Annotated in this window: 22 protein-coding genes; 4 read left to right on the plus strand and 18 right to left on the minus strand. The window is 36.5% G+C overall.

The annotated features are described in order from the left end of the window. Positions 1–17: 17 nt before the first annotated feature. Positions 18–1331, plus strand: coding sequence for a cytosine permease (locus G8O30_RS09705; protein ID WP_239671888.1), 1314 nt, complete (start codon positions 18–20; stop codon positions 1329–1331). A gap of 83 nt (positions 1332–1414) precedes the next feature. Here G8O30_RS09705 and G8O30_RS09710 read toward each other — a convergent pair whose 3' ends face one another. Continuing rightward, on the minus strand, positions 1415–1561 hold the full coding sequence (locus tag G8O30_RS09710) for a hypothetical protein (protein WP_239671889.1): 147 nt from the start codon (positions 1559–1561) through the stop codon (positions 1415–1417). Between the two features lie 75 nt (positions 1562–1636). Between G8O30_RS09710 and G8O30_RS09715 the strand changes: the two genes are divergently transcribed. Beyond that, positions 1637–1924 carry a hypothetical protein gene (locus G8O30_RS09715; protein WP_239671890.1) on the plus strand — a complete coding sequence of 96 codons (288 nt, stop codon included), beginning with the start codon at positions 1637–1639 and terminating at the stop codon, positions 1922–1924. Here G8O30_RS09715 and G8O30_RS09720 read toward each other — a convergent pair. The 8 genes from G8O30_RS09720 to sppA form a co-directional block, all read right to left on the minus strand. Then, positions 1898–2761, minus strand: coding sequence for an EcsC family protein (locus G8O30_RS09720; RefSeq protein ID WP_239671891.1), 864 nt, complete (start codon positions 2759–2761; stop codon positions 1898–1900). The two genes, G8O30_RS09715 and G8O30_RS09720, sit on opposite strands and share 27 nt — an antisense overlap. A 281-nt stretch (positions 2762–3042) precedes the next feature. Continuing rightward, a complete protein-coding gene (locus G8O30_RS09725) occupies positions 3043–4233 on the minus strand; it encodes an acetate kinase (RefSeq protein ID WP_239671892.1) in 1191 nt (396 codons plus the stop codon). Positions 4234–4469: 236 nt separating this feature from the next. Beyond that, positions 4470–5471, minus strand: a complete 1002-nt coding sequence (locus G8O30_RS09730) for a class I SAM-dependent methyltransferase (protein ID WP_239671893.1) — start codon at positions 5469–5471, stop codon at positions 4470–4472. Positions 5472–5610: 139 nt separating this feature from the next. Beyond that, positions 5611–6108, minus strand: a complete 498-nt coding sequence (gene tpx / locus G8O30_RS09735) for a thiol peroxidase (protein ID WP_239671894.1) — start codon at positions 6106–6108, stop codon at positions 5611–5613. Between the two features lie 150 nt (positions 6109–6258). After that, positions 6259–6741 carry a GerW family sporulation protein gene (gene ytfJ, locus G8O30_RS09740; RefSeq protein ID WP_239671895.1) on the minus strand — a complete coding sequence of 161 codons (483 nt, stop codon included), beginning with the start codon at positions 6739–6741 and terminating at the stop codon, positions 6259–6261. A 16-nt stretch (positions 6742–6757) separates the two neighbouring features. Beyond that, complete coding sequence (locus G8O30_RS09745) at positions 6758–7459, minus strand: DUF2953 domain-containing protein (RefSeq protein ID WP_239671896.1); 702 nt, start codon at positions 7457–7459, stop codon at positions 6758–6760. Between the two features lie 81 nt (positions 7460–7540). Next, positions 7541–8125 carry an RDD family protein gene (locus tag G8O30_RS09750; protein WP_239671897.1) on the minus strand — a complete coding sequence of 195 codons (585 nt, stop codon included), beginning with the start codon at positions 8123–8125 and terminating at the stop codon, positions 7541–7543. Positions 8126–8138: 13 nt separating this feature from the next. Next, complete coding sequence (sppA, locus tag G8O30_RS09755; protein ID WP_239671898.1) at positions 8139–9143, minus strand: signal peptide peptidase SppA; 1005 nt, start codon at positions 9141–9143, stop codon at positions 8139–8141. Between the two features lie 134 nt (positions 9144–9277). Here sppA and G8O30_RS09760 point away from each other — a divergent pair, with 134 nt between their 5' ends. Beyond that, on the plus strand, positions 9278–10075 hold the full coding sequence (locus G8O30_RS09760; protein ID WP_275576480.1) for an NAD kinase: 798 nt from the start codon (positions 9278–9280) through the stop codon (positions 10073–10075). A 36-nt stretch (positions 10076–10111) separates the two neighbouring features. On the opposite strand, the gene rarD is transcribed toward G8O30_RS09760, so the two are convergent. From rarD to G8O30_RS09800, 8 genes are all read right to left on the minus strand, one after another. Beyond that, positions 10112–11029 carry an EamA family transporter RarD gene (gene rarD, locus G8O30_RS09765; protein ID WP_239671899.1) on the minus strand — a complete coding sequence of 306 codons (918 nt, stop codon included), beginning with the start codon at positions 11027–11029 and terminating at the stop codon, positions 10112–10114. Positions 11030–11045: 16 nt separating this feature from the next. Continuing rightward, positions 11046–12641, minus strand: a complete 1596-nt coding sequence (locus tag G8O30_RS09770; RefSeq protein ID WP_239671900.1) for an amidohydrolase — start codon at positions 12639–12641, stop codon at positions 11046–11048. 152 nt (positions 12642–12793) lie between these two features. Next, positions 12794–14380, minus strand: a complete 1587-nt coding sequence (locus G8O30_RS09775; protein ID WP_239671901.1) for an acyl--CoA ligase — start codon at positions 14378–14380, stop codon at positions 12794–12796. Between the two features lie 334 nt (positions 14381–14714). Further along, entirely contained in the window at positions 14715–14912 is a 198-nt protein-coding gene (locus G8O30_RS09780) for an alpha/beta-type small acid-soluble spore protein (protein WP_239671902.1), read from the minus strand. Positions 14913–15030: 118 nt separating this feature from the next. After that, positions 15031–16242 carry a tRNA uracil 4-sulfurtransferase ThiI gene (gene thiI / locus G8O30_RS09785; RefSeq protein WP_239671903.1) on the minus strand — a complete coding sequence of 404 codons (1212 nt, stop codon included), beginning with the start codon at positions 16240–16242 and terminating at the stop codon, positions 15031–15033. Positions 16243–16255: 13 nt separating this feature from the next. Continuing rightward, positions 16256–17374: a cysteine desulfurase family protein gene (locus G8O30_RS09790; RefSeq protein ID WP_239671904.1), complete on the minus strand. Its 1119-nt coding sequence runs from the start codon at positions 17372–17374 to the stop codon at positions 16256–16258. A gap of 88 nt (positions 17375–17462) precedes the next feature. After that, entirely contained in the window at positions 17463–17699 is a 237-nt protein-coding gene (locus G8O30_RS09795; RefSeq protein WP_239671905.1) for a hypothetical protein, read from the minus strand. Between the two features lie 62 nt (positions 17700–17761). Further along, a complete protein-coding gene (locus G8O30_RS09800) occupies positions 17762–19453 on the minus strand; it encodes a septation ring formation regulator EzrA (RefSeq protein ID WP_239671906.1) in 1692 nt (563 codons plus the stop codon). Between the two features lie 166 nt (positions 19454–19619). Between G8O30_RS09800 and hisJ the strand changes: the two genes are divergently transcribed. Beyond that, complete coding sequence (gene hisJ, locus G8O30_RS09805) at positions 19620–20441, plus strand: histidinol-phosphatase HisJ (protein WP_239671907.1); 822 nt, start codon at positions 19620–19622, stop codon at positions 20439–20441. Here hisJ and refZ read toward each other — a convergent pair. After that, the gene (gene refZ / locus G8O30_RS09810) at positions 20424–21050 is read right to left on the minus strand and encodes a forespore capture DNA-binding protein RefZ (protein ID WP_239671908.1); all 627 of its coding nucleotides are present in this window, start codon (positions 21048–21050) and stop codon (positions 20424–20426) included. The two genes, hisJ and refZ, sit on opposite strands and share 18 nt — an antisense overlap. Between the last annotated feature and the right edge of the window lie 76 nt (positions 21051–21126).

Here is a 21126-nt window from a genome sequence, read left to right on the forward strand (position 1 = left end):
GAAAAGGAGGTCACAATATGGCAACAGCTTTACTAGAAAAAATAGGACTAGAACGTGTGCCTCAAGAACAAAAAACTACTTCTTGGCTCGAATACGCAATTATGCAACTATCCTTTTCAGCCAATACTGGAAATTTCTTATTACCTGCTTTAGCAGTTCTTCATGGAGGCCTTTCTCCATTAGCAGCTTTTGGCTCTACTTTTATTGGAGCTACACTAGCATTTATCCTAGTTTCTTTATTAACTCTACCTGGTTCTCGTTTAGGTTTACCAGCACAATATGTAATGCGATTACTCCTTGGTACTAAGCTTTCTCGTTTCTTTGCGTCTCCAGTTAGATCTATCACATCTTTATACTGGTTTAGTGTTCAAACAATTGGTGGTACATATGTCATTCAATCTATTACGGAGATCGTATTAGGAAAAAAAGCTCCCTTCATCCCAATTGCTCTTCTACTAGCGATTATTATGTCCGTGCTTGCCGTTGTTGGATTTCATGCAGTAAAAAATGCTATAAAATTATTTTTACCTTTATTATTGACTGGGCAACTCTTAATGTTATTCTTATTAGTTCCTTCCTACCAAACTTCTGTCTCAGCTTCAGAAGGTCCTTTTTCATGGTCTATGTTTATGTTGTATGTCGGTCTGACTTTTGTTCAATATGTATCAGGAGTAAGTGCTTCCTCTGACATTACTAGATATGCAAAAAGTCCCACTCAAGGGGCCGTTGGAGTAGGAATTGGGAATATCATAGGATTTGCGATAACTGCAGTCATCGCAATTTTATGTGCAACGGTGTATCAAACTAGCAATCCATTTGTTTCCCTAATTGATGAGGCTACTTCAGTTTGGATAATTATAATATTGGGATGTTATGCCGTATTATCCATGGTATCCATTAACCTTAGTAATGCATACACTGGAAGTTTCAGTTTATTGAATATTTTTCCACAAATTGGTCGAATGACATCTGCAGCTGTTTTCGGAATAATTGCTACGTTAACAAGCTTATATACTCCTCTTGTTACAGAAGCACAAGGAATTATTCAATTATTCGGATATGTTATCATACCAGTATCCGCAATAATTGTTGCCCAATATAGCATTGTAAAAAGACTACGTCTAACAGAGCAAGAAGTATTACAATTAACAACTAACGTACCAACTAAAAGGATTTCCGTCTTCTCTTTATTATTCGGAGCGGTTGTTTATATTTTACTTCCGGATTCTATTTCACCAGGATTTGTAACCTTTATTATTACTTTTACTTTTTATCTAATTGGGAAGAGGAATGAACTTAGGCTTGCAGAAAAGAATGTAGTAAGTGCATAGCGAAGATTGTTTAGAGGATTTCATATACCACATGATAAAACAAAAGAACTTCCAAGAGTTATTCACCCTTGGAAGTTGTCTTTTTAATGAAGGTCATTCATATTTTTTTCTTCTGCATGAAGTGGTTCTTGCACCATTCCAGAGCTGTAAGAGTCCATAATTTGACGACTTGTTTCTTCTGCACCTTGCTCGTTGTACGTTAAAAATTCTTTTGGTTCGCGCTTTTTCATGTTTCTCATCCTCCCTATAATTGGTCACCTTATTATGAGAAAAGAAGGCATTTCCTATACAGAAAGGAGTAAAGAATGGAAAAGTATTTTGTTTATGATCAACGCCTTGACCTCCATGTACCATTAAAAACTATTCCATGGGAAAAATTATCTAATGATGAAACAAAGGCTATAGAAGTATTTTGGGAAACAGAAAGAGGTAAAATCCCTACTAAAATTAAGTCATTGGATCAAAAAATGGAAAGAATACAAGAATATCTATCGAAAGAAGAATCATTCAAAAAAGCTTGTGAATGGAACGATGCTTTGTCGAATTTAGCTTCCATCGTAAATGACTTATGGCTTTGGTACCGAATCAGGTAACAAAGCTTTTTTCTTTTGTAGTAAATATCTAAATTCATAGTAATGTTTTGCAAAATCAGTAACATTTCTAGTGAACTGATAATTACTTGTTGCACCTATCATCATGGATAAAAGAGGTGCACCAGATACTTGCTGGTGACGGAACAAGAAGATGCCATAACTCTTAATGATTTGCTTAATTGGCTTTTCAAACCAAGTTTCATCTGCAATTACTTCTGGGCCATCATAAAGATATGGATGATCAACTTTCTCCGCTTCTTCCACTAATTCTTTCCAAGCAGAACCACAATGACGCTTGGACAAAGTTCCTGCATGAAACACCTGTAGGGAGGCTGACATGTCAAAAGGAGACTGTGGATTAACGCCATAACACATAGCAGTTAGTTGAATTGCTCGGAGATTAATAATCATCATTGCTGGCACATCACTTAATAGAGCAAGTACATCTCCAGTTCCTGTAACAGAACCTTGCACTAAAGAGTATAAACGTAGCCTAGATACTTGTTGGTCTCTAATATACTGCAACTGATGGATTGGCAGTCGTTGAAGATCTTCAATATTCTCTACACTAGAATCGAAAATTTTTGCAGCTTGAATGATTCGAGCTTTTGCATCTTGTTGATATTGACTTCCTTGGATATACGAATGTAAATAAAACATCCATGTGTCCATCTTAGAGAAAATTTCTTTCTTAATATGTTCCGGTACTCGCTCAATCACTTGTTGTATGACTGTCTCGTAAATCCTTTCAAAATCATTCTTTTCATATTCATAAAGGGATTCTTCCCATTTCTTCAAGTTATTCCAATTCTTTTGGTCCTCTATCGTCCACTCCATTTGAATCCTCCTAACATATCGTCTCCCTTCTCTAATTCGATATAAATGAGAGAAACCCTTTTTAAATGGGTGATTGGACGCATATATGTTTTGGTTTGGTGTTGGAATAATGGCAACTTTGGTGGATTAAAGGACCCTTGGCCTCTTTTTCTGCTTTTGCACTATTTGATTACGTTAGGTAAGGAGACTCATCTAATTACAAGCCACGTCACGTGGCTAACGATGAGTTGTTACGTCACGTAACAAAAAACTGCCCAGAAAATCTAGGCAGCCTAAGGTAATTATAGAGAAGCTTTGTCCATAGTATCGCGAGCAATCATTACTTCTTCATTTGTAGGTATTACTAAAACTTTAACAGGTGAATGAGGATAGCTGATGAATGCTTCTTCCCCGCGGATATTATTAAGAGCTGGATCCCAATAGATTCCCATGAACTCTAATCCTTTTAGAACTTTTTCACGAACAACAATACTGTTTTCACCAATACCAGCAGTAAACACGATTGCGTCTACACCGTTCATACGAGCAGCATAAGAACCGATGTATTTGTGAATACGGTTAGCAAATACTTCAAGTGCTAACTCTGCACGCTCGTTCCCTTTTCCTGCTTCTTCTGTAATGTCACGTAGATCGCTTGAGAAACCAGAAACACCTAACATTCCTGATTCTTTGTTCAATACGTTTAATACTTCGTCAGCGTTCTTCCCTGTTTTCTCCATAATGAATGGAATTAATGCAGGATCGATGTTACCAGAACGAGTACCCATTGTTACACCTGCTAAAGGAGTGAATCCCATTGAAGTATCAATAGATTTTCCACCTTCGATTGCAGCAATTGATGCTCCATTACCAAGGTGGCATGAAATTAAACGAATTTGTTCTTTTGGACGACCTAATAACTCTGCTGCGCGCTCAGAAATGTACTTATGAGAAGTACCGTGGAATCCATATTTACGAATACCTAATTCTTTGTAGAAAGAGTACGGTAAAGAATATAAGAATGAGCTTTCTGGCATAGATTGGTGGAAAGCTGTATCAAATACTGCAACTGCAGGAACGTTAGGAAGAACCGCTTGGAACGCTTCAATTCCTGTAACGTTTGCTGGATTATGAAGAGGAGCAAGGTCAGATAACTCTTTGATTTGCTCTAATACTTCGTCTGTAATTAATTCTGAGTCATTGAATTTTTCCCCGCCATGTACAACACGGTGACCAATTCCTTCGATTTCATTTAAAGAGGAAATAATACCCGCTGTAACTAGCTTATCTAATAATAATGAAACAGCCACAGTGTGATCCGGGATGTCTGTTACTTCTTCTTGCTTTTCTCCGTTCACAGAGATACTAAATACCGCATCGTTTAAGCCAATACGTTCAATTAGTCCTTTTGTAATAACGGACTCTTCAGGCATATTGAAAAGCTGGAATTTAAGTGAAGAGCTTCCTGCGTTAATAGCAATAATTTTAGACATGTTGTGTTTCGCTCCTTCTTTTGCATCATGCATCTATATCGTTCAAAACTATTTTATCTCTCAACTAACCATTTAATCATTGAGTGTTACCCATTTCAAGACAGACCTTGTTATGATAACGCTTCCTTTAATAAGTGTTTATTTTCTGAATTATACAATAAAAATGACGCACTCTAAATTAGAATGCGCCTTCTTCTGATTTTTATCAATCGATAGTACATAGTATCCTAAAAACCTCACTGCTTAGATTGCTGGAACCAATTTTCTACATCTGCTAAGAAGCGTTGCATGGCTGTTTGGTTAGAAAGAGACGGTACTTTTGCTAACAGAACTTCTTGCGGAGCTTGAATTGCTTCCCCTTTTTTCTGAATGACTAACAAACTTTTGGCAGTAGCCTCAGAAGTAAATAATGTCTGTGGTAGTTGCATAAACGCTTGAATGTGTCCTTCATGATGAAGATACTCTTGCAGTTTTTTTGCTTCTTCGCTTTCAAATAAAGTGTTAGGCACAAGGAAAAATAGATAGCCACCTTCTTTGGTATGGCGCATGGACTGTTCCATAATCAGATGATGAGCATAGGAATGTCCTTTTGTTGATTTCAAGGTAAATTCTTTTGCTTTTTCATCATTGGGGTAATACCCAACTGGCAAATCTGCAACTACTAAATCAACTGGATCAATAAACCAGTTTTCTAATGTATCTTGAGCTACTAATTCAACTGGTTGTTGGCATAAATTAGCCATTACGTAGGCTAATTGAAGAAGCACTTCGTCTAAATCAATTCCAACAGCGTGAACTTGTTGGCTACGGTCACTCCATTGTTCTAGCAAAGAAACTACTAGATTTCCCGTTCCAACTACAGGGTCTAGCAAACGCACCGTTTCCAAGTTAGTAGTAAATCGATTAGTTAAGTATCCTAGTAACAAACCAATGGAATCAGGCGTCATTTGATGGTTTGGTTGAACATGTTCCTTCATTCCTTTTAGGACTGCAAGTTGAAAACTTTTACGAATGATACTTTTATCAATAATATCTATTTTAACTGTTTGGTAAGACTTTTCTAATTGTTTTCGACCTATCTCACTTACCTCGTCTTGTAATATGCTTCCTTGAAACATGTTTTCTCCAGTTTCCGCAAGCGCTTCTAAATAGGTACATTGTAATTCATTTTGTAATAGAACAGTGGTTTCATTAAAAACTTGAAATAAATGTTCCATTTGTGTAATTGATGATGTCATATTGTCCTCCACTACTAATACGTTAATCTATAGAAATACTATAAGGTCTTATAATAATTACTGGCTACTTGGCGTAACAAACAAAAGAAGCCATCCAGAAGTATAACATTTCCGGACAGCTCGAACAAAGAAGTGTTAATTACGCATTCTTCACTGCTTCCACAGCAGCTTCGTAATTAGGGTGATTTGTTGCTTCGGATACATATTCTACATATGTAACTTCATCATTTGCATTCACAACAAATACAGCACGAGCTAATAAACGAAGTTCTTGAATATGTACTCCATAAGCTTCTCCGAACGATAAAGAACGGTGATCAGATAGTGTATGTACGTTTTCTAGACCATTTGATGCGCACCAACGTTTTTGAGCAAATGGAAGGTCTACAGAAATAGTTAGTACCTCCACATTTTCTACTGAGCTTAATTCTTCGTTAAATTTACGAGTTTGTTGATCACATACTCCAGTATCAATAGATGGTACAACAGAAATTAATCTAGTTTTTCCTTTACTAGAGTCTAGAGTCACCTCAGATAAGTCATTAGCTAATACAGTGAAGTTTGGTGCTTTGTCTCCAACTTTTACTTCATTACCTAACAGAGTTACAGGGTTGTTCTTAAACGTAATAGTTGCCATTTTACTACCTCCTTATAGTACTTACATTCTCTATCATCATACCGAATAATTTATCAACGTACCAGTAAAACACTTTTATTAACAAATCTTAAAAAGGCTGCCGGTATGTCGACAACCTTTTTGCATAACACATCTTATGTCTATGTATCCTTAGACACCGAAGTCTTGCCTATTATGCTGATGATTTTGATTGTAATCTACATTCTTATTTTCATTGTCACCATGATTATTTTTCTTTAAAATTTGCTGAATTTTATCCACAGCACCCGGAGCTAAGTCTAATATTTTTTCTAACAGATGAGTCTGTTCATCTAGATGAAGCATCTTGACACCATGAGTTCCAACGATAAGAAATGCGATTGGAGTAATCGACACTCCTCCTCCGCTACCTCCACCAAATGGTAGCGCATACTCATCTTCATGTTGCCCAGGTCCGTGATTGTCCTGACTTTTTGAATCCATTTTAAACTCACTACCACCAGCAGCGAATCCAAAACCTACTTTAGAAACAGTTAAAATAACACTTCCATCTGGTGTTTCAACTGGATCTCCAATAATTGTATTCACATCAATCATGTCTTTTAAGCTTTGCATTGCTGTGTTCATTAAGCCTTGGATAGGATGTTCGTTCATTTTTACATCTCCATTTCTAATTCATAGTTTCATTCTTCTTTGTTGAGCTTAATTTAGATAGTGGCAATGTTTTAAACGTCGCTTTGCCACCTCTCCAATATCGAATCATTTTAAATCCTGCCTTCATAGCATTACCGATTCGAAATTGAACCATACATGAAAGTCTTGACTCTAATCCTTTTCCTTGAAAAACTGGTTGAACATGAATAACCGGTTTGTTCATCAATCGAAAGATAGTAGAAATAACGCTTATGAATGTAGTCTTTGTCGTCCACATTAAGCCGGTCGCAATTCCTGTCCTTGCTGCATCACCAGTTGCAAACATGGTTTCCCATTTAAAATTTCTTATTTTAATTGTTGCCATAAAACTAGAGATAATTTTGTGCATTGCTTTAATATGCTCTAAGAGAGTTTTCATATCAGAAAATGAGTCAGTAACTTCTTCAGGTGTAACTTTTTTAGTTTCTTTCTTTTCTTTCTTTGGATTATTCCCACTTTTTTTATCTTCCTCGAAAACAACGTTAGGTCCGTCATCATCTATTTTTAAAAATGGAATCTTGATTTCATAACGAATTAAACCATTCCAACATTTAAATATAAAAATTGCCTCGTTTCGTTTATCACTTTTATGAACTCTGATTAAAATCGTCAATGTCGTAAAATAAATAACGAGAAAGATCAGGACGAAAATACATAAAACCACTCCCACCCAGATCATATCATTACCCCCATACCCTATAGTCCCATTCAGTATGGTCAAATAATAAAAAAATAAAACCTGTTTTCACAGGTTTTATTTTTACGCATTATGGGGTTTTTCTATCGTTACAGGAACCACATTTTCATGTATAACAGTTGTATCTACGAATAAGTCATGAATTCCTTGCTTTCTTGGGAGAACTGCAACAAATAAATATAGAAATAACAATGTTGCAGAAATAAACCGGCCTATCCATTCCCTAAAAATAACCGTGCTCCATGATAAGTTTTCACTCGGTTCCTTAATGGATATTACACGTAGTCCGAACACCATTTTCCCAAGAGTTTGACCTTTCCACTTTGTCATCAGCACAAAATATCCATAAAACACAACAGCAGAAACAACCATATAAGGTGTAATCCAACCGTTACCTGGAATATCTACACCAACTATCCTTAAAAGAGGCTTTGTTATAATGCCATGGATACTAAAGATCACAATTAAATCAAGCAAATACGCCCAAAAACGCATCCAAAACCCTGCATAATAGACATGTTGACCTAAAGTATCCACTTGATCTTCTTCTCTACCTACAATAATAATCGGTGCTTCTGATTTACTATCAACAGTTGGAGCTTCCTTGGTAATTTCTTCGTTTAGTAATGAGATATCTTTTTCTGACATATTATCTCCCTCCTTACTCTGCATATAGGTACATTAATCGAGGAGCATTAGGATTTGAGAAAGTTTGAATTGCTTCTACTAACCCTAAATCGTCCCCTATCATTTTCTTTGCACCCATTTGGAATAGTGAGGCGAATGAAGTACCTTTGGAAAGACTCACTACTTGGGCATCTCCTAAGTTATGATCCTTTTTGAGTGCTTGGATTGCATCTTCTTCGTAACCAAACTCATCAATTAAATTTAACTCTTTCGCTTGATAGCCATCATAAATTCGTCCATCTGCAATTCGTCTAACATCTTGTTCTGACATACCGCGCCCTTCTGAAATAACCTTTACAAATCCATCATAAGAACGGTCTACCATCCCTTGAAGGATGTTGCGTTCTTCATCCGTCATTTCACGATAAGAACTCATGATATCTTTATAAGGTCCACTCTTAATCGTAACAAAATCTACTCCATACTTTTCAGCTAACCCTTCAAAATTAATGCTTTGCATAATAACTCCTAGCGATCCAGTTAGTGTTTCTTGACTAGCAAAAATTTTGTCAGCAGGAGCTGCTATGTAATAACCGCCTGACGCTGCCATAGCACCCATAGAGATGTATACTGGCTTACCAGCTTTTTGAACCTCTTGAATCTTTTTGTGGATTTGAGCGGATTCCATTACTCCTCCACCAGGAGTATTTACGGATATTACAGCGCCTTTAAAATCATCAGATTCAGCAATATGCTCCAGCTGTTCGATAAATTGATCATGATTATACGAAACTGATTCAAAAAGTTGAGAAGGGGCATTTGTATCTTGGATAACACCGTCTACAGTTAGAAGAGCGATAGACTTTGTTGGAGTACCTTCCTCAATAACAACTTGTTCCCAATCACCACTGTTCATTAATAAATCTTCAAACGATTGACTTTGTTGACTAAAAACACTTTGACTGACTGCATTTGTAACAAGAGACCCTACTAATAAAATTCCTGCGATTACTAAGGCTCCCCATCTTTTCTTATTCATGTATATCTCCTCCTTATCTTACCTTCAATAGATACGGTTAAAAGTTTGTTTCGTTTCACTTATTTGGTAAACTAATGATACAGAGGTAAGTTTATCAAATGTGTTAGTCAAAAGAAAGAATGAGGTGGATACAAATGGAAAGAAGAAATATGTATTTTTATTACCGACCTGATCCTTCAAAGACAGAAAAACTAGAGACATTGTTTGAACTTGCAAAACGTTATGATTTTAACGTGGTCACTGATCCAACTATCGCCAATATTATTATTAGCGTTGGAGACGATGGCACATTCTTAGAAGCAGTACGTCGGACTGGCTTTAAACAAGATAATTTATACGTAGGTATCTCCACAACTGGTAGCCTCTCCATTTACTGTGACTTCTTATTAGAAGATACTTCTACAATGATTGAAGCGATGACAACAAAACAAATTGAAGTAAGACGTTATCCTTTATTAGAAGCTACAGTTGACAAAGAAGGTACGTTTCTTTGTTTAAATGAATTTACTATTCGTTCTGGTATTATTAAAACGTTTGTTATTGACGTTTTTATTGATAACTTCCACTTTGAAACGTTCCGTGGTGATGGTATGGTTGTTTCCACACCGACAGGCTCTACTGCATACTCTAAGTCATTAAATGGAGCTGTGGTTGATCCGACGCTACCTTGTATTCAAGTAAGTGAATTAGCATCATTAAATACAAATAGATACAGGACACTTGGATCTTCGTTCTTACTTGGAGAAAATAGAAAATTAACCTTAAAAGTAGTACAAGATGGTAATGATCACCCTACAATGGGGCTAGACAACGATGCAATGAGCGTTAAAAATGTACACTCTATTGATCTAAAAGTAAGTGAGCAGAAGATTAAAACAGTAAAATTAAAAGATAACTCTTTCTGGCATAAAGTGAAGAGATCCTTTTTATAAACACCAAAAAGGTGCGTTGATGAAACGCACCTTTTTTTATGCAGCCTGAACAGGAGTCTTTGTTTTTCTTTTAAACCATTTTGTTCTTCCCACAGTCAATACAGATAATGCTAACCAAATAAACGTAAAGGCAATAAAATGAGCCGGTGTAAACGTCTCTTTATAAACAAATATCCCTAAAATCAACATGAGCGTCGGCGCAATATACTGCAAGAATCCGATCATATATAGCGGAATTCGCTGTGCACCTTTTGTAAATAACAGCAAAGGCGTAGCGGTTACAGCACCGGCTCCCATTAATATTAATGTTGTGATTAACGTGTCAGTTCCAAAGGCACCTTGACCACTGCCAGCAAAGTAAACTAAAAATGCTAGGGCAATAGGCATTAAGGTAAGTGTTTCTAACGCCATACCAATCTCTGCATCTACTTTTACCATTTTCTTTACTAGTCCGTAAACTCCAAAAGTAATCGCTAAAGTAAATGCCACCCAAGGAAATACTCCATAGGAGAAGGTAAGAATGCTTACCCCAACAGCAGCTAGGATAAAAGATAGAATTGCCGGCTTACTAAGCTTCTCTTTCAAAATAGTTACTCCTAAAATAACACTTACTAAAGGATTAATGTAATATCCTAGGCTCGCTTCCACCATTTGATCCGTATTCACAGCCCAAATATAGAGGAACCAATTAGACGTTACTATAATAGATGCAGCGGAAAGAGCTAGTAATTGTTTAGGGTGAGTCTTCATTAATTTTAAGGTTTTTACAAATGTGCGATGCTTCTTCATAATAAATAATAATAAAAGCATAAACCAAAAAGACCAAAATACACGATGCATTAAAATTTCAAATGACCCTACATGATCCACAAGCTTCCAATATATAGGAAGCGCACCCCATAAGATATAGGCGACTGCTGCAAAGACAATACCGGTTTGTTCTTGATTTTTCATTTTTTCTCCTCTCCCATTACGGACGAGTGAATACTATATTCCCGCCAATAATAGTCTGTGTGTGTAGATTCTCTGTTAGTTGTTGTAACGGAATTTCGTCTAATCTTTCTTTAAATACGGTAAAGTCAGCAAAATAACCTTCTGCAATCATCCCCATCTCTTTTTCTCTCCCAATGGCCAAAGCAGAACCTTTTGTATAAAGAGAAATCGCTTCGTACATAGATAATTGTTCTGTAGGTACGTAAGTTATCGTTTCTCCATCCATATACACAGACCTACTAACAGCTGCTTTAATCCCTTCTAAGGGATTAATGTCTTCAATTGGTGCGTCAGAGCCTCCAGCACAAATAATACCTGCTTCTAAAAGTGATTTCCAGGCAAACCGATGTGTGTGTACTTCCTCATGAATCCTATTATGTAGATAGGAACTATCACTAGGTAGGAAAGACGGCTGAATATCTGCAATGATTGGTAACACTTGCATTCTTTGAATTAATTCATTGTTTAATAATGGTACATGTATTAATCGATCCAATAAATTCGGCGGACATGGGTATTTTTCTATCACCTCTAATATATCCCCCACAGCTTGATCTCCAATGACATGAACGGCAATATTTTTCTTTTCTATCCTAGCACGCTTTACAAGATCCTCCAATACTTCTTTTGGATGAACAGCTATGCCTTTTGTGGAAGGGGCATCTTTATAAGATGTGCTTAATAATGCAGTTCTTCCACCTAAAGATCCATCTACAAATATTTTTATTGCACCTAGTTCTAAATAAGTATTGTTTATATGGAGCACGTCTAATTCCTTCATTTTATCCACTGCCAAATGGTGCACCAATAAATGCAGTCTGAACGGAAAGTCCCCTTCTTCTACTTCTTTTATAAATGTTTGAAATGGATTTTGTGGATTCCCGTAATAAGATAAGTCTTCCGAGTGTCCACCAACTAACCCTTTAGACCAGGCATCTTTTATAGCTAATCTCGTGGCAGAAGTTAAATATTCACTTGTTTTACCAGGCATTGCTTCTAGCATTTTATCCACAGCACGATCTCTCATTACCCCAGTAATCTCTCCATTTACCTTGTCATAACTTCCTCCCATGGGATTTTCAGACGTAGATTCAATGGATGCCATTTGTAAAGCAAGCGTATTCGCAGTAAATACATGTCGGCATTTCCTCTTTAATACAATGGGATGCACAAGACTTAGTTTATCTAACTCCCACTTTGTTGGAATTTTTTGTCTATCATAGAATAGTTCTTCATCAAAGCCTTCTGCAATAATCCATTCTCCTGGAGGTACTTGCTGAACTTTTTCTTTTACGCATGTAATTACTTCTTGGAATGAGGATACAGTTGACAAGTTAATAGTTAAAAGTGACTCCCCATGACCTATTAGATGCATATGACTGTCTACAAAACCAGGGTAATATACCTGACCGCTACAATCTTTTATTTCATCATATAATTCTATTAAAGGCTCTAAATCTTTTCTATCACCAATTTTAATAATCTTATCATCCTGAATGATAATTGCATTAACTTCCTCACCTTCACTCCTCATCGTGACAAATCGTCCATTAACCCATAACTGACGCTTCACATCTTTCCCCGCCTTACTTTAGAAATTATAAAAGGAGAATCATCAAAGAACGAACCACATCGTATGGTCAACAATGTGTTGTTACTGATCACATAACAAATAAAGACGGCTTCGTAATGAGCCGCCCCTTGTTTATAGTATACTCCTATGGTCTATTGATTTAAAGTTTCTAGATCCCACTTTCTTAACTCTACTCTTCTAATTTTACCGGAAGTTGTTTTTGGTAACTCGCGTACAAATTCTATTTTTCTTGGATATTTGTATGGGGCAGTTAGTTCTTTCACATGGTTTTGTAATAATGTCACTAATTCTTCCTCTGGCATTTTTTGCTTTTCCACAAGAACTACGTATGCTTTGACAATATTACCTCGATCCGGATCCGGACTTGCTATTACCGCACATTCTTGTACTGCAGGATGTTGCGTTAACGCATCTTCTACTTCAAAAGGCCCGATAGTATACCCTGAACTAATGATAATGTCATCACTTCTTCCCTCAAACCAGAAGTATCCTTCTTCATCTTTTCTTGCTTTGTCACCAGTTAAGTAAAAGTCTCCTCGATACTGTCTCTCTGTTCTTTCTTTATCACGAAAATACCCTTTAAATAGTGCAGGGGTAGATTTGTGAACGGCTATATGTCCGACTTCCCCAATCAGACAAGGTGTTCCATCTTCATCTACCACTTCTACCCAGTTTCCTGGTGTTGGCTTGCCCATTGCACCTGGCAGCAGGGGTGTATCTTCCATAAAACCTAATAATAGTGTATTTTCGGTTTGACCATATCCATCTCGCACATTAACATTAAACAAACGTTTGAACAAATGGATTACTTCCATGTTAAGAGGCTCTCCAGCTGAAACGGCCGACCTTAAGTGCGGTAAGGAAAATTCACTAATTCTCTTATCTTTTGCCATTAATCGATACTCTGTAGGTGTACAACATAATACTTGGATAGCATGTTTCTTTAAAAATGCAAGATATGCATACGGATCAAATTTCCCTTCATAAAGGTATCCGGTAGCACCACTGCCAAGTACAGATAGAAAAGGTGACCATATCCATTTTTGCCACCCTGGTCCTGCAGTTGCCCATACTCTGTCTGCCTCTTGAATACCCATCCAACCACTTGCTGCTGTACGAATATGTGCGTATCCCCAACTATGTGTATGCATAACTGCCTTTGGATTTCCTGTCGTTCCTGACGTGTATGATAAGAATGCTAAATCATCCCTATTCGTTTTGGGTTGATGCCAATCTGATGATTCTTCTTCCATTAGAACGGAGATATTGTGTCCAAAACCTGAATTGGTATGACCACCTACGACACATTTTGTTAATGTATCCGGTAAATTCATTTCTTCAAAGGCTTTAGCAAATTGATCATGTACAATAATAGCTTTAGCATCGCTATGTTCGATTCTATAAAGAATATCTTTCTCTCTTAGCATTTCGGATGAAGGGATAATAACTAACCCTAATTTCAAAGCTCCACCATACACTTCGTATGCTGTAATTCCCCTAGGAAGTAAGAGTAAAATGACGTCTCCTTTATGTAGTCCAAGCTTCGAGAAAGCGTTACCAATTTTATTTATCCTAGTACGCAATTCTCCGTATGTCCTAGTCGTTACATTACCTTCTTCGTTTTCACTGACTATTGCCAATCGATCTTGTGGGATAGATGATTTCATCCATTCATCTGTGATGTTATATTCTTTAGGGGCAACTAACTGCGCTTGCATGTAAAGACCTCCTTTAATATATCATTCCTTTCTTAGATTCTTCATCGGAGGCCAAAATCCTTTTATTCACGCAAAATTAGTGAGGTGAATTTGAAACTGAATTTCATTGGGGATTTTTCCACTGTGTAGGGCGACTTAACCCTTTTGTCGCCGTGTCTCCTTCTCCAACATTACGACTTTCCTCATTTGTCGCCTCAGTTATCCGTGCTCCCTAACATAAAGGAGACTCCGTTAAGTACAGGCCACATCACGTGGCTAACACGGAGTTGTTACTGGTCACGTAACAAAAATAAGAGAGTGGGTCTAAACCCACTCTCTGTAGCCATTATAACAATTACTTTTGGTATCCACCGCCAAGTTGTTGCTCAGCCATTTGAACTAGACGTTTAGTAATCTCTCCACCAACAGATCCGTTAGCGCGAGCAGTTGTGTCTGGTCCTAGGTTTACTCCAAATTCAGAAGCGATTTCGTACTTCATTTGGTCGATAGCTTGTTGTGCACCTGGTGCCACTAAGTCGTTTGTACGTGCCATGTGATATCACCTCCTTGTGAGTATAGAATGTGCACAAGGAGAGATGTTCATGCACGATTAATATTGGTAATTTATCCTAAGTGTTTTCATTATAAAAATTCTGTACTAAATCTTCGTTTTACAGTAATTCCATTAATTCTTCTTCTTGCTTCGCAGTATATCCCTTTGTGATTTCGATTGTTTCTACACTGTCCACCGCTTCGGCAATATACTCATCAAATGGTAAGAAACTTTCATAATATTTTACTTTTTCTAGTTTTGGTCTTGTTTTAGGTGCAGCAGGAGTAAAAATCGTACAACAGTCTTCAAACGGTAAAATGGAGATATCATGCGTATCTATGGTTTTTGCTATAGAAATAATCTCTAATTTGTCCATTGATATCACAGGTCGTATAATCGGTGTCGCTGTTACGTCATTGATTGCCATCATACTGTGTAGTGTCTGACTTGCAACTTGTCCTAAACTTTCACCGTTTACAATGGCTAATCCTCCCCTTCTTTCTCTAATTTGATCTGTAATTTTTAACATCATTCTTCGTGTAGAAGTCATCGTATAATTCTCTGGGACTTGCTGTTGAATTTGTTCTTGTATCTTGGTGAATGGAACAATGTGTAAAGTAACTTTTCCACTAAAAGCCGCTAATTTTTCTGCAAGAGCAATAACTTTTTCTTTAGATCGTTCGCTAGTATAAGGAGGACTAAAAAAGTGAACCGCTTCTATTTCCACTCCTCTTTTCATTGTCATAAAACCAGCTACAGGACTATCTAAGCCACCTGAGAGCATTAACATAGCTTTTTCGGAAGTTCCAACAGGGAGACCACCCATTCCCTCAATTGTTTCACACATAATATAAACGCCGTTATCTCTAATTTCTAGTTTCAACTCGATGTCTGGCTGTTTTAAGGCAACCTCCAGCCCCTCAACATTCCCTTTTACATACCCACCAATCTGTCGATTAACCTCATTTGTTTCTAGGGGAAATGATTTATCAGATCTTTTCGTATTTACTTTAAATGTTACTAAACCTTTATTTTTTTGTTCTTGAACCATTTGTGTAGCGATTGTTTTTATACTATCCAGATCTTTCTCCACTTTTATTACCGGACTAAATGAGTGGATTCCAAATATCTTTGTTAACCGCTCCATTACTTCATCTTGCTCCTGCTGCTCCGTATACACATACATACGATCTCTGTCCGCTTCGATTTTGACAGTTAGACCTTTCAAAGCTAATAAACAATTCTTTTTTAACTGTTTAATAAAAGAATTACGGTTTCTTCCTTTTGTACTTAGTTCTCCATATCTAATTAAAATACGATCTATCTTCACATTCATTTCCTCCCTAAGATGCTAAAAATGCTTCTAATGCACTCCAAGCTTTGATAAGTTCTTCCTCTGTTGATTGTATGGATAAAGATATTCTAATAGAGCTTTTTGCTTCTGCATCTTTTCTTCCCATTGCTAATAAAACAGTGCTGGCCTTTGCAAGCTTAGAGGAACAAGCACTTGTTGTAGATACATAAATACCTTTCATCTCTAAAGCATGAACAAGTACTTCTCCAGGTGTTCCAGGAGCAGAAAAATTAATTATATGAGGGGCACTATTTTCTAGTGGACTGTTTAACAAAAGTTTCGGATGATGTTTAACTTTTTCTTTAAATTCATTGGTTAACTTGGAAAGCTCCGTTAGGTTTTTTCTCTCTTCTACTAACCTTAATGCTTTCGCAAGACTCACAGCTCCTGCAACATTTTCTGTCCCACTTCTTAAATCTTGTTCTTGTCCACCACCTCTTAACAATGGGGATACAAGCTTATTTTTTTTCAGGATTAATGCACCTGTCCCCTTTAATCCATGAACTTTATGGCCTGAAATTGTAAATGAATCAATATGCCATTCATCTACCTTTAATTCTACTTTCGTCATTCCTTGCACATGATCAACATGAAAGTGCGCCTTAGAATATTTTTTGACTACTTCACCAATCTTACTAATTGGTTGGACGACACCTGTTTCATTATTCACACTCATAAATGTAACTAGCGTTGTATCATTTGTAATTGCTGCTTCTAATTCAGATAACTGAATTAACCCAGATTCGTCGACAGGAATATACGAAACCTTCGCACCTTGTTTTTCTAAATAATGAACCGTTTCTAAGATAGAAGGATGTTCCGTTTCAGCTGTGATAATATGGGTTTTAGAAATCCCATTTTGTTCTGCGACGCCTTTTACTATCATGTTATTTCCCTCTGTGCCTCCAGAAGTGAAGACTACATCTCTAGGTTGCACATTACAAATTGTAGCAACTTGTTCCCTAGCTTTTTGCAATAATTTAGACGATTGGCTCCCAAGCTCATGCAAGGAAGATGGATTTCCAAAATATTTAGTAGAAACGGTAGCAAAAGTATCCACAACTTCTGCAAAAGGTTGTGTCGTCGCACTATTATCTAAATAAATCATGTTAGTTCCCTTCTGTGATTAACTTATCATGTATTTTAAGATACGATTACCATTCCCAATATTCACAAATAAAAAAACAAAGGAAGCTTTACCTCTCCCTTTGTCCATTTACAAACTGTAGTAAAGAATCGATTGAAACAGTTCCATTTTGTACTAAATGACTTACATCTTCAAGCATTAAACCTTGTTCTTTGAAAGAAGACGTAACTTGCACACTCTCTTCACGAGTGTCACTATTTTCATTTATAGTTTTATCTAAAGGAACAGAAGCTACTAGTTCCTTCGAATCTTGCACGAAGGGAATTGGTTGAAGATACATAAACAATACGGCTCCCCATACGACAAACGACAGTGCACTTAAAAGGATGAACGTGAAGCTTGGAAGTCTCATTCGTCTTCGTTTAGCAACTTCTCTATTTTTTGTAAGGCACCTGGTTCTACTTCTTCCAAAGCTGTAGCAGCTTCTTCTAAAGCTTGTTGGTATTGGTAAGAACGGAATGATTTTTCCGCTTGTGTTAATCCTATTTTCACCACTTCATAACGGTTACGATATCGATTCCCATACTGAATAACTTGCTCCGCTAAACGACATTGATCCATCAATTCTTCTACTCGCTCATCAAGTTCCTTCACACGTGAACTAGCTTCTTCCACTGATTCATTAATAAGCTTCATGTTTAACGGATTTTGTTTTAATAGATCAAACGTATGTTGAACATGGTTTGTTGTTTCCTCAAGGTACGCTTGGAAAGAAGCAGGAACACCTGGCGTATTACTCTTTAGTAATCTCTGTGCGATATCCATCAGCTGAAGCTTGGTCTTAGCGATAATTTCTTTCGATAGTAATTCATCTTTTCTTAACGTTTTTAAGTGAGCTATGTATTCTTTGTAGTGAAGCTCTAACTGCGTTAATTCATTTTCAATCTCTATTAAAGCTTCATGTGTAGATGAATAAATGACATTTGATTGCGCGAGACCATCCGCTAAACCTTCATATCTCTTTTTTAGTTTATTAAACGTAGAATAAAAATTGGTTGGTGCGTCTTTTTCTTCTTTAGCCAATTCATATGACCTTTTTACTTCTTCTACTTGCTCCATCGCTTCTTCATGCAAAATTGTCACAGTATCAAGTAAATCTTTTACTTTGGGCTCTAATTCTTTGGTATTAGTCCTAGCTTCCACTTCCACTTGGTAATGGTCAAAGATGCTTTCAATTCTGTTTGTTAATTCTTCTCCTTTTTCTGAAGCTACAGCGATACTTCCTTGATAAAGGTCTTGTAGGATAGTTGCCTGTAAATTCTCTAAGGCTTTTAATTCTTCTTCTAATTTCAAATGGTTTAAGTTGTAACCCATCTTTTTCATTTCTGCAAATCCTTCTGTTGCATCTAAAATGTCTGCTGTAATAGGATTGGAGAAATCATTAAGGTAAGAAGGAATTTGAGTTAACTTCTTTTCTAGTACTGTAACGTGTTCTAACAACTCAGTTACCACTGAATTTGCTTTTAAATAGTCGCCATTTCCTGTTAACTCCTCATACTGACGAATAATGTTTAGCAAGTTCTCATATTCCTTTTCTAACGCACGTGCAGCTCTTCCAAAAGAAGTCTTTTCGTTTATCAGTTTCACATGAAGTGAATGGATGACTTCGAGTGCACCTTTCACTTTTTCTTCATTGGTTTCATGACTTTCAATTAAGTAAGCAAGTTCTTTTAGAATAGTGTTTATTCTCTCTTCTATAACTTCTAGTTGTTCTGCTATAAATACAGTTCTTTCTTGGGACTTTTTAAATTTATACTTTTCAGCAGCATCTTCTGCTTCAAAGAACCATTCTTCAATGTCGGGGAAATGAACTGTGATAATTTCATCCCATTCTTGTCTCCATTTTTCAAACCATTCTTCCGCTTCCCCAGTAAGGTTCAGTGATTTCACTTTAGAAAGTTCATCTAGTACCGGGCGATTAATTAGTTCTTTTTTAAATTGATCTAAATCATCAATCTCTTTAAATCGTTTACGTTTATTAATTTGTGTATAGATAATAATGGCAATGATTGTGATTATTGCACCGATGAATATTTCCATCGTAAGCCCCCTGTTCCATACTCGCACGTTTCTCTTTAACTACTTTACTGTAGATTAAAATAATGTCTTAATGATACCATGACAAAGACAAAATTTGACGTTATTTTGCATATTTTTTTCAAATTAACTAACTTATAAGAAAGTATCGTATAAAGGAGCGATTTTCATGAAGCGTGACGGCCACATCCACACCCCTTTTTGCCCACATGGAAGTAAAGAATCTCTTACCGCTTATGTAGAAAAAGCGATACGTTTAGGACTTGAACGAATCACTTTTACAGAGCATGCACCACTTCCAACGTCATTCACAGACCCCACACCGTTAAAAGATAGTGCTATGACGGTAGCAGACGTACCTCTCTATATAAAAGAAGTTACAGCATTAAAAGATTACTATGCAAATAAGATCACTATTCAATGTGGTTTTGAAGTAGATTATATAGAAGGATTGGAAGAAGAAACCAAGGATTTCTTAAACGAGTATGGCATGCAGATTGATGATTGTATCCTCTCAGTTCATTTTTTAAAGGACAAAAATCAATGGTTTTGTTTAGATTATCATGAAGATACATTTCATGTTATGATTCAATCTTTTGGAAGTGTAGAGAGAATTTACGATACATACTACCAGTCCATCTTAGCTAGTATTCACGCTGACTTAGGTTCATTTAAACCCAAAAGACTCGGACATATCACGCTTGTACACAAATTCCAGGAACTTTTCCCTGTTTCAAAAGAGTATAAGACAAAAGAAAAAGAATGGTGGGGTACCATTCTACAAGAAACACAAAAATATAATTATCAGCTAGACTGTAATGGAGCTGGAATAGTTAAACCATATTGCAAAGAGGTTTATCCTCCTATATCCGTTATTCAACAAGCATTGTCCATGCAAATACCATGTGTATATGGTTCTGACGCACATCATCCAAATGGGCTAGCACAAGGCGTTACAAATGAACTACGTGAATTAATACGCCACTTTTAATCTTTGTTTTGGTGGCAAAACCCAAGTTTTTGTAACCCATTGCATAATTACTTGTGTATGACGATCAACAAAGTATGGTTCGTTAGGGAAGAGTTGCCACACTTCTCTTGCGTATTGTGCTTGTAAAAATGGCATAATTAGCATGGATTTAAATTGTAATAATAAAAACCGATCCGGTATGGCAGGAGTGTCTTGAACAGGAATCTTGTGAAAAAGGGAGATAAAATATTGTCGCTCTTTCATTAAATATGTAGCTGTTAACTCCCTTACTAATTGAGTATCTGTAGCCATTTCACGCAAGACAAATCTAGAAAGAACATGTTCTTTCGCATGAAAAGATAAAATCGCATGAATATATTCATAGATAAATTCACTATCTTCTTTATCGGAATGTTTAAAAACAGTTTCTTCGATAGTTTGAAAGTACTTTTCAAAATACAACAAAAAAATATTCCGTAAAAGTCCGTCTTTATTATTAAAATAATAACTTATTAATGAAACATTCATTTCTGCTTTCGTCGCTATATCTCTGACAGATGTTCCACCATACCCTTTTGCTTGAAACAACTGTATTGCTGAATGAATAATTTGTGCCTTTTTATCTTCCATCGTCGCACCTCCTAATTGGAAGCTAAATAGTTCCCAATTTCCTTCATTTCATGTATAGTTGCAAAAAGAGCAATTA

The organism is Mangrovibacillus cuniculi (assembly GCF_015482585.1).
Classification (GTDB): domain Bacteria; phylum Bacillota; class Bacilli; order Bacillales; family R1DC41; genus Mangrovibacillus; species Mangrovibacillus cuniculi.

Coding starts and splice junctions, on each gene's coding strand:
- G8O30_RS09705 (WP_239671888.1), top strand. CDS start 18: ATGGCAACAGCTTTACTAGAAAAAATAGGACTAGAACGTGTGCCTCAA.
- G8O30_RS09710 (WP_239671889.1), bottom strand. CDS start 1,561: ATGAAAAAGCGCGAACCAAAAGAATTTTTAACGTACAACGAGCAAGGT.
- G8O30_RS09715 (WP_239671890.1), top strand. CDS start 1,637: ATGGAAAAGTATTTTGTTTATGATCAACGCCTTGACCTCCATGTACCA.
- G8O30_RS09720 (WP_239671891.1), bottom strand. CDS start 2,761: ATGGAGTGGACGATAGAGGACCAAAAGAATTGGAATAACTTGAAGAAA.
- G8O30_RS09725 (WP_239671892.1), bottom strand. CDS start 4,233: ATGTCTAAAATTATTGCTATTAACGCAGGAAGCTCTTCACTTAAATTC.
- G8O30_RS09730 (WP_239671893.1), bottom strand. CDS start 5,471: ATGACATCATCAATTACACAAATGGAACATTTATTTCAAGTTTTTAAT.
- tpx (WP_239671894.1), bottom strand. CDS start 6,108: ATGGCAACTATTACGTTTAAGAACAACCCTGTAACTCTGTTAGGTAAT.
- ytfJ (WP_239671895.1), bottom strand. CDS start 6,741: ATGAACGAACATCCTATCCAAGGCTTAATGAACACAGCAATGCAAAGC.
- G8O30_RS09745 (WP_239671896.1), bottom strand. CDS start 7,459: ATGATCTGGGTGGGAGTGGTTTTATGTATTTTCGTCCTGATCTTTCTC.
- G8O30_RS09750 (WP_239671897.1), bottom strand. CDS start 8,125: ATGTCAGAAAAAGATATCTCATTACTAAACGAAGAAATTACCAAGGAA.
- sppA (WP_239671898.1), bottom strand. CDS start 9,143: ATGAATAAGAAAAGATGGGGAGCCTTAGTAATCGCAGGAATTTTATTA.
- G8O30_RS09760 (WP_275576480.1), top strand. CDS start 9,278: ATGGAAAGAAGAAATATGTATTTTTATTACCGACCTGATCCTTCAAAG.
- rarD (WP_239671899.1), bottom strand. CDS start 11,029: ATGAAAAATCAAGAACAAACCGGTATTGTCTTTGCAGCAGTCGCCTAT.
- G8O30_RS09775 (WP_239671901.1), bottom strand. CDS start 14,380: ATGCAAGCGCAGTTAGTTGCCCCTAAAGAATATAACATCACAGATGAA.
- G8O30_RS09780 (WP_239671902.1), bottom strand. CDS start 14,912: ATGGCACGTACAAACGACTTAGTGGCACCAGGTGCACAACAAGCTATC.
- G8O30_RS09790 (WP_239671904.1), bottom strand. CDS start 17,374: ATGATTTATTTAGATAATAGTGCGACGACACAACCTTTTGCAGAAGTT.
- G8O30_RS09800 (WP_239671906.1), bottom strand. CDS start 19,453: ATGGAAATATTCATCGGTGCAATAATCACAATCATTGCCATTATTATC.
- hisJ (WP_239671907.1), top strand. CDS start 19,620: ATGAAGCGTGACGGCCACATCCACACCCCTTTTTGCCCACATGGAAGT.
- refZ (WP_239671908.1), bottom strand. CDS start 21,050: ATGGAAGATAAAAAGGCACAAATTATTCATTCAGCAATACAGTTGTTT.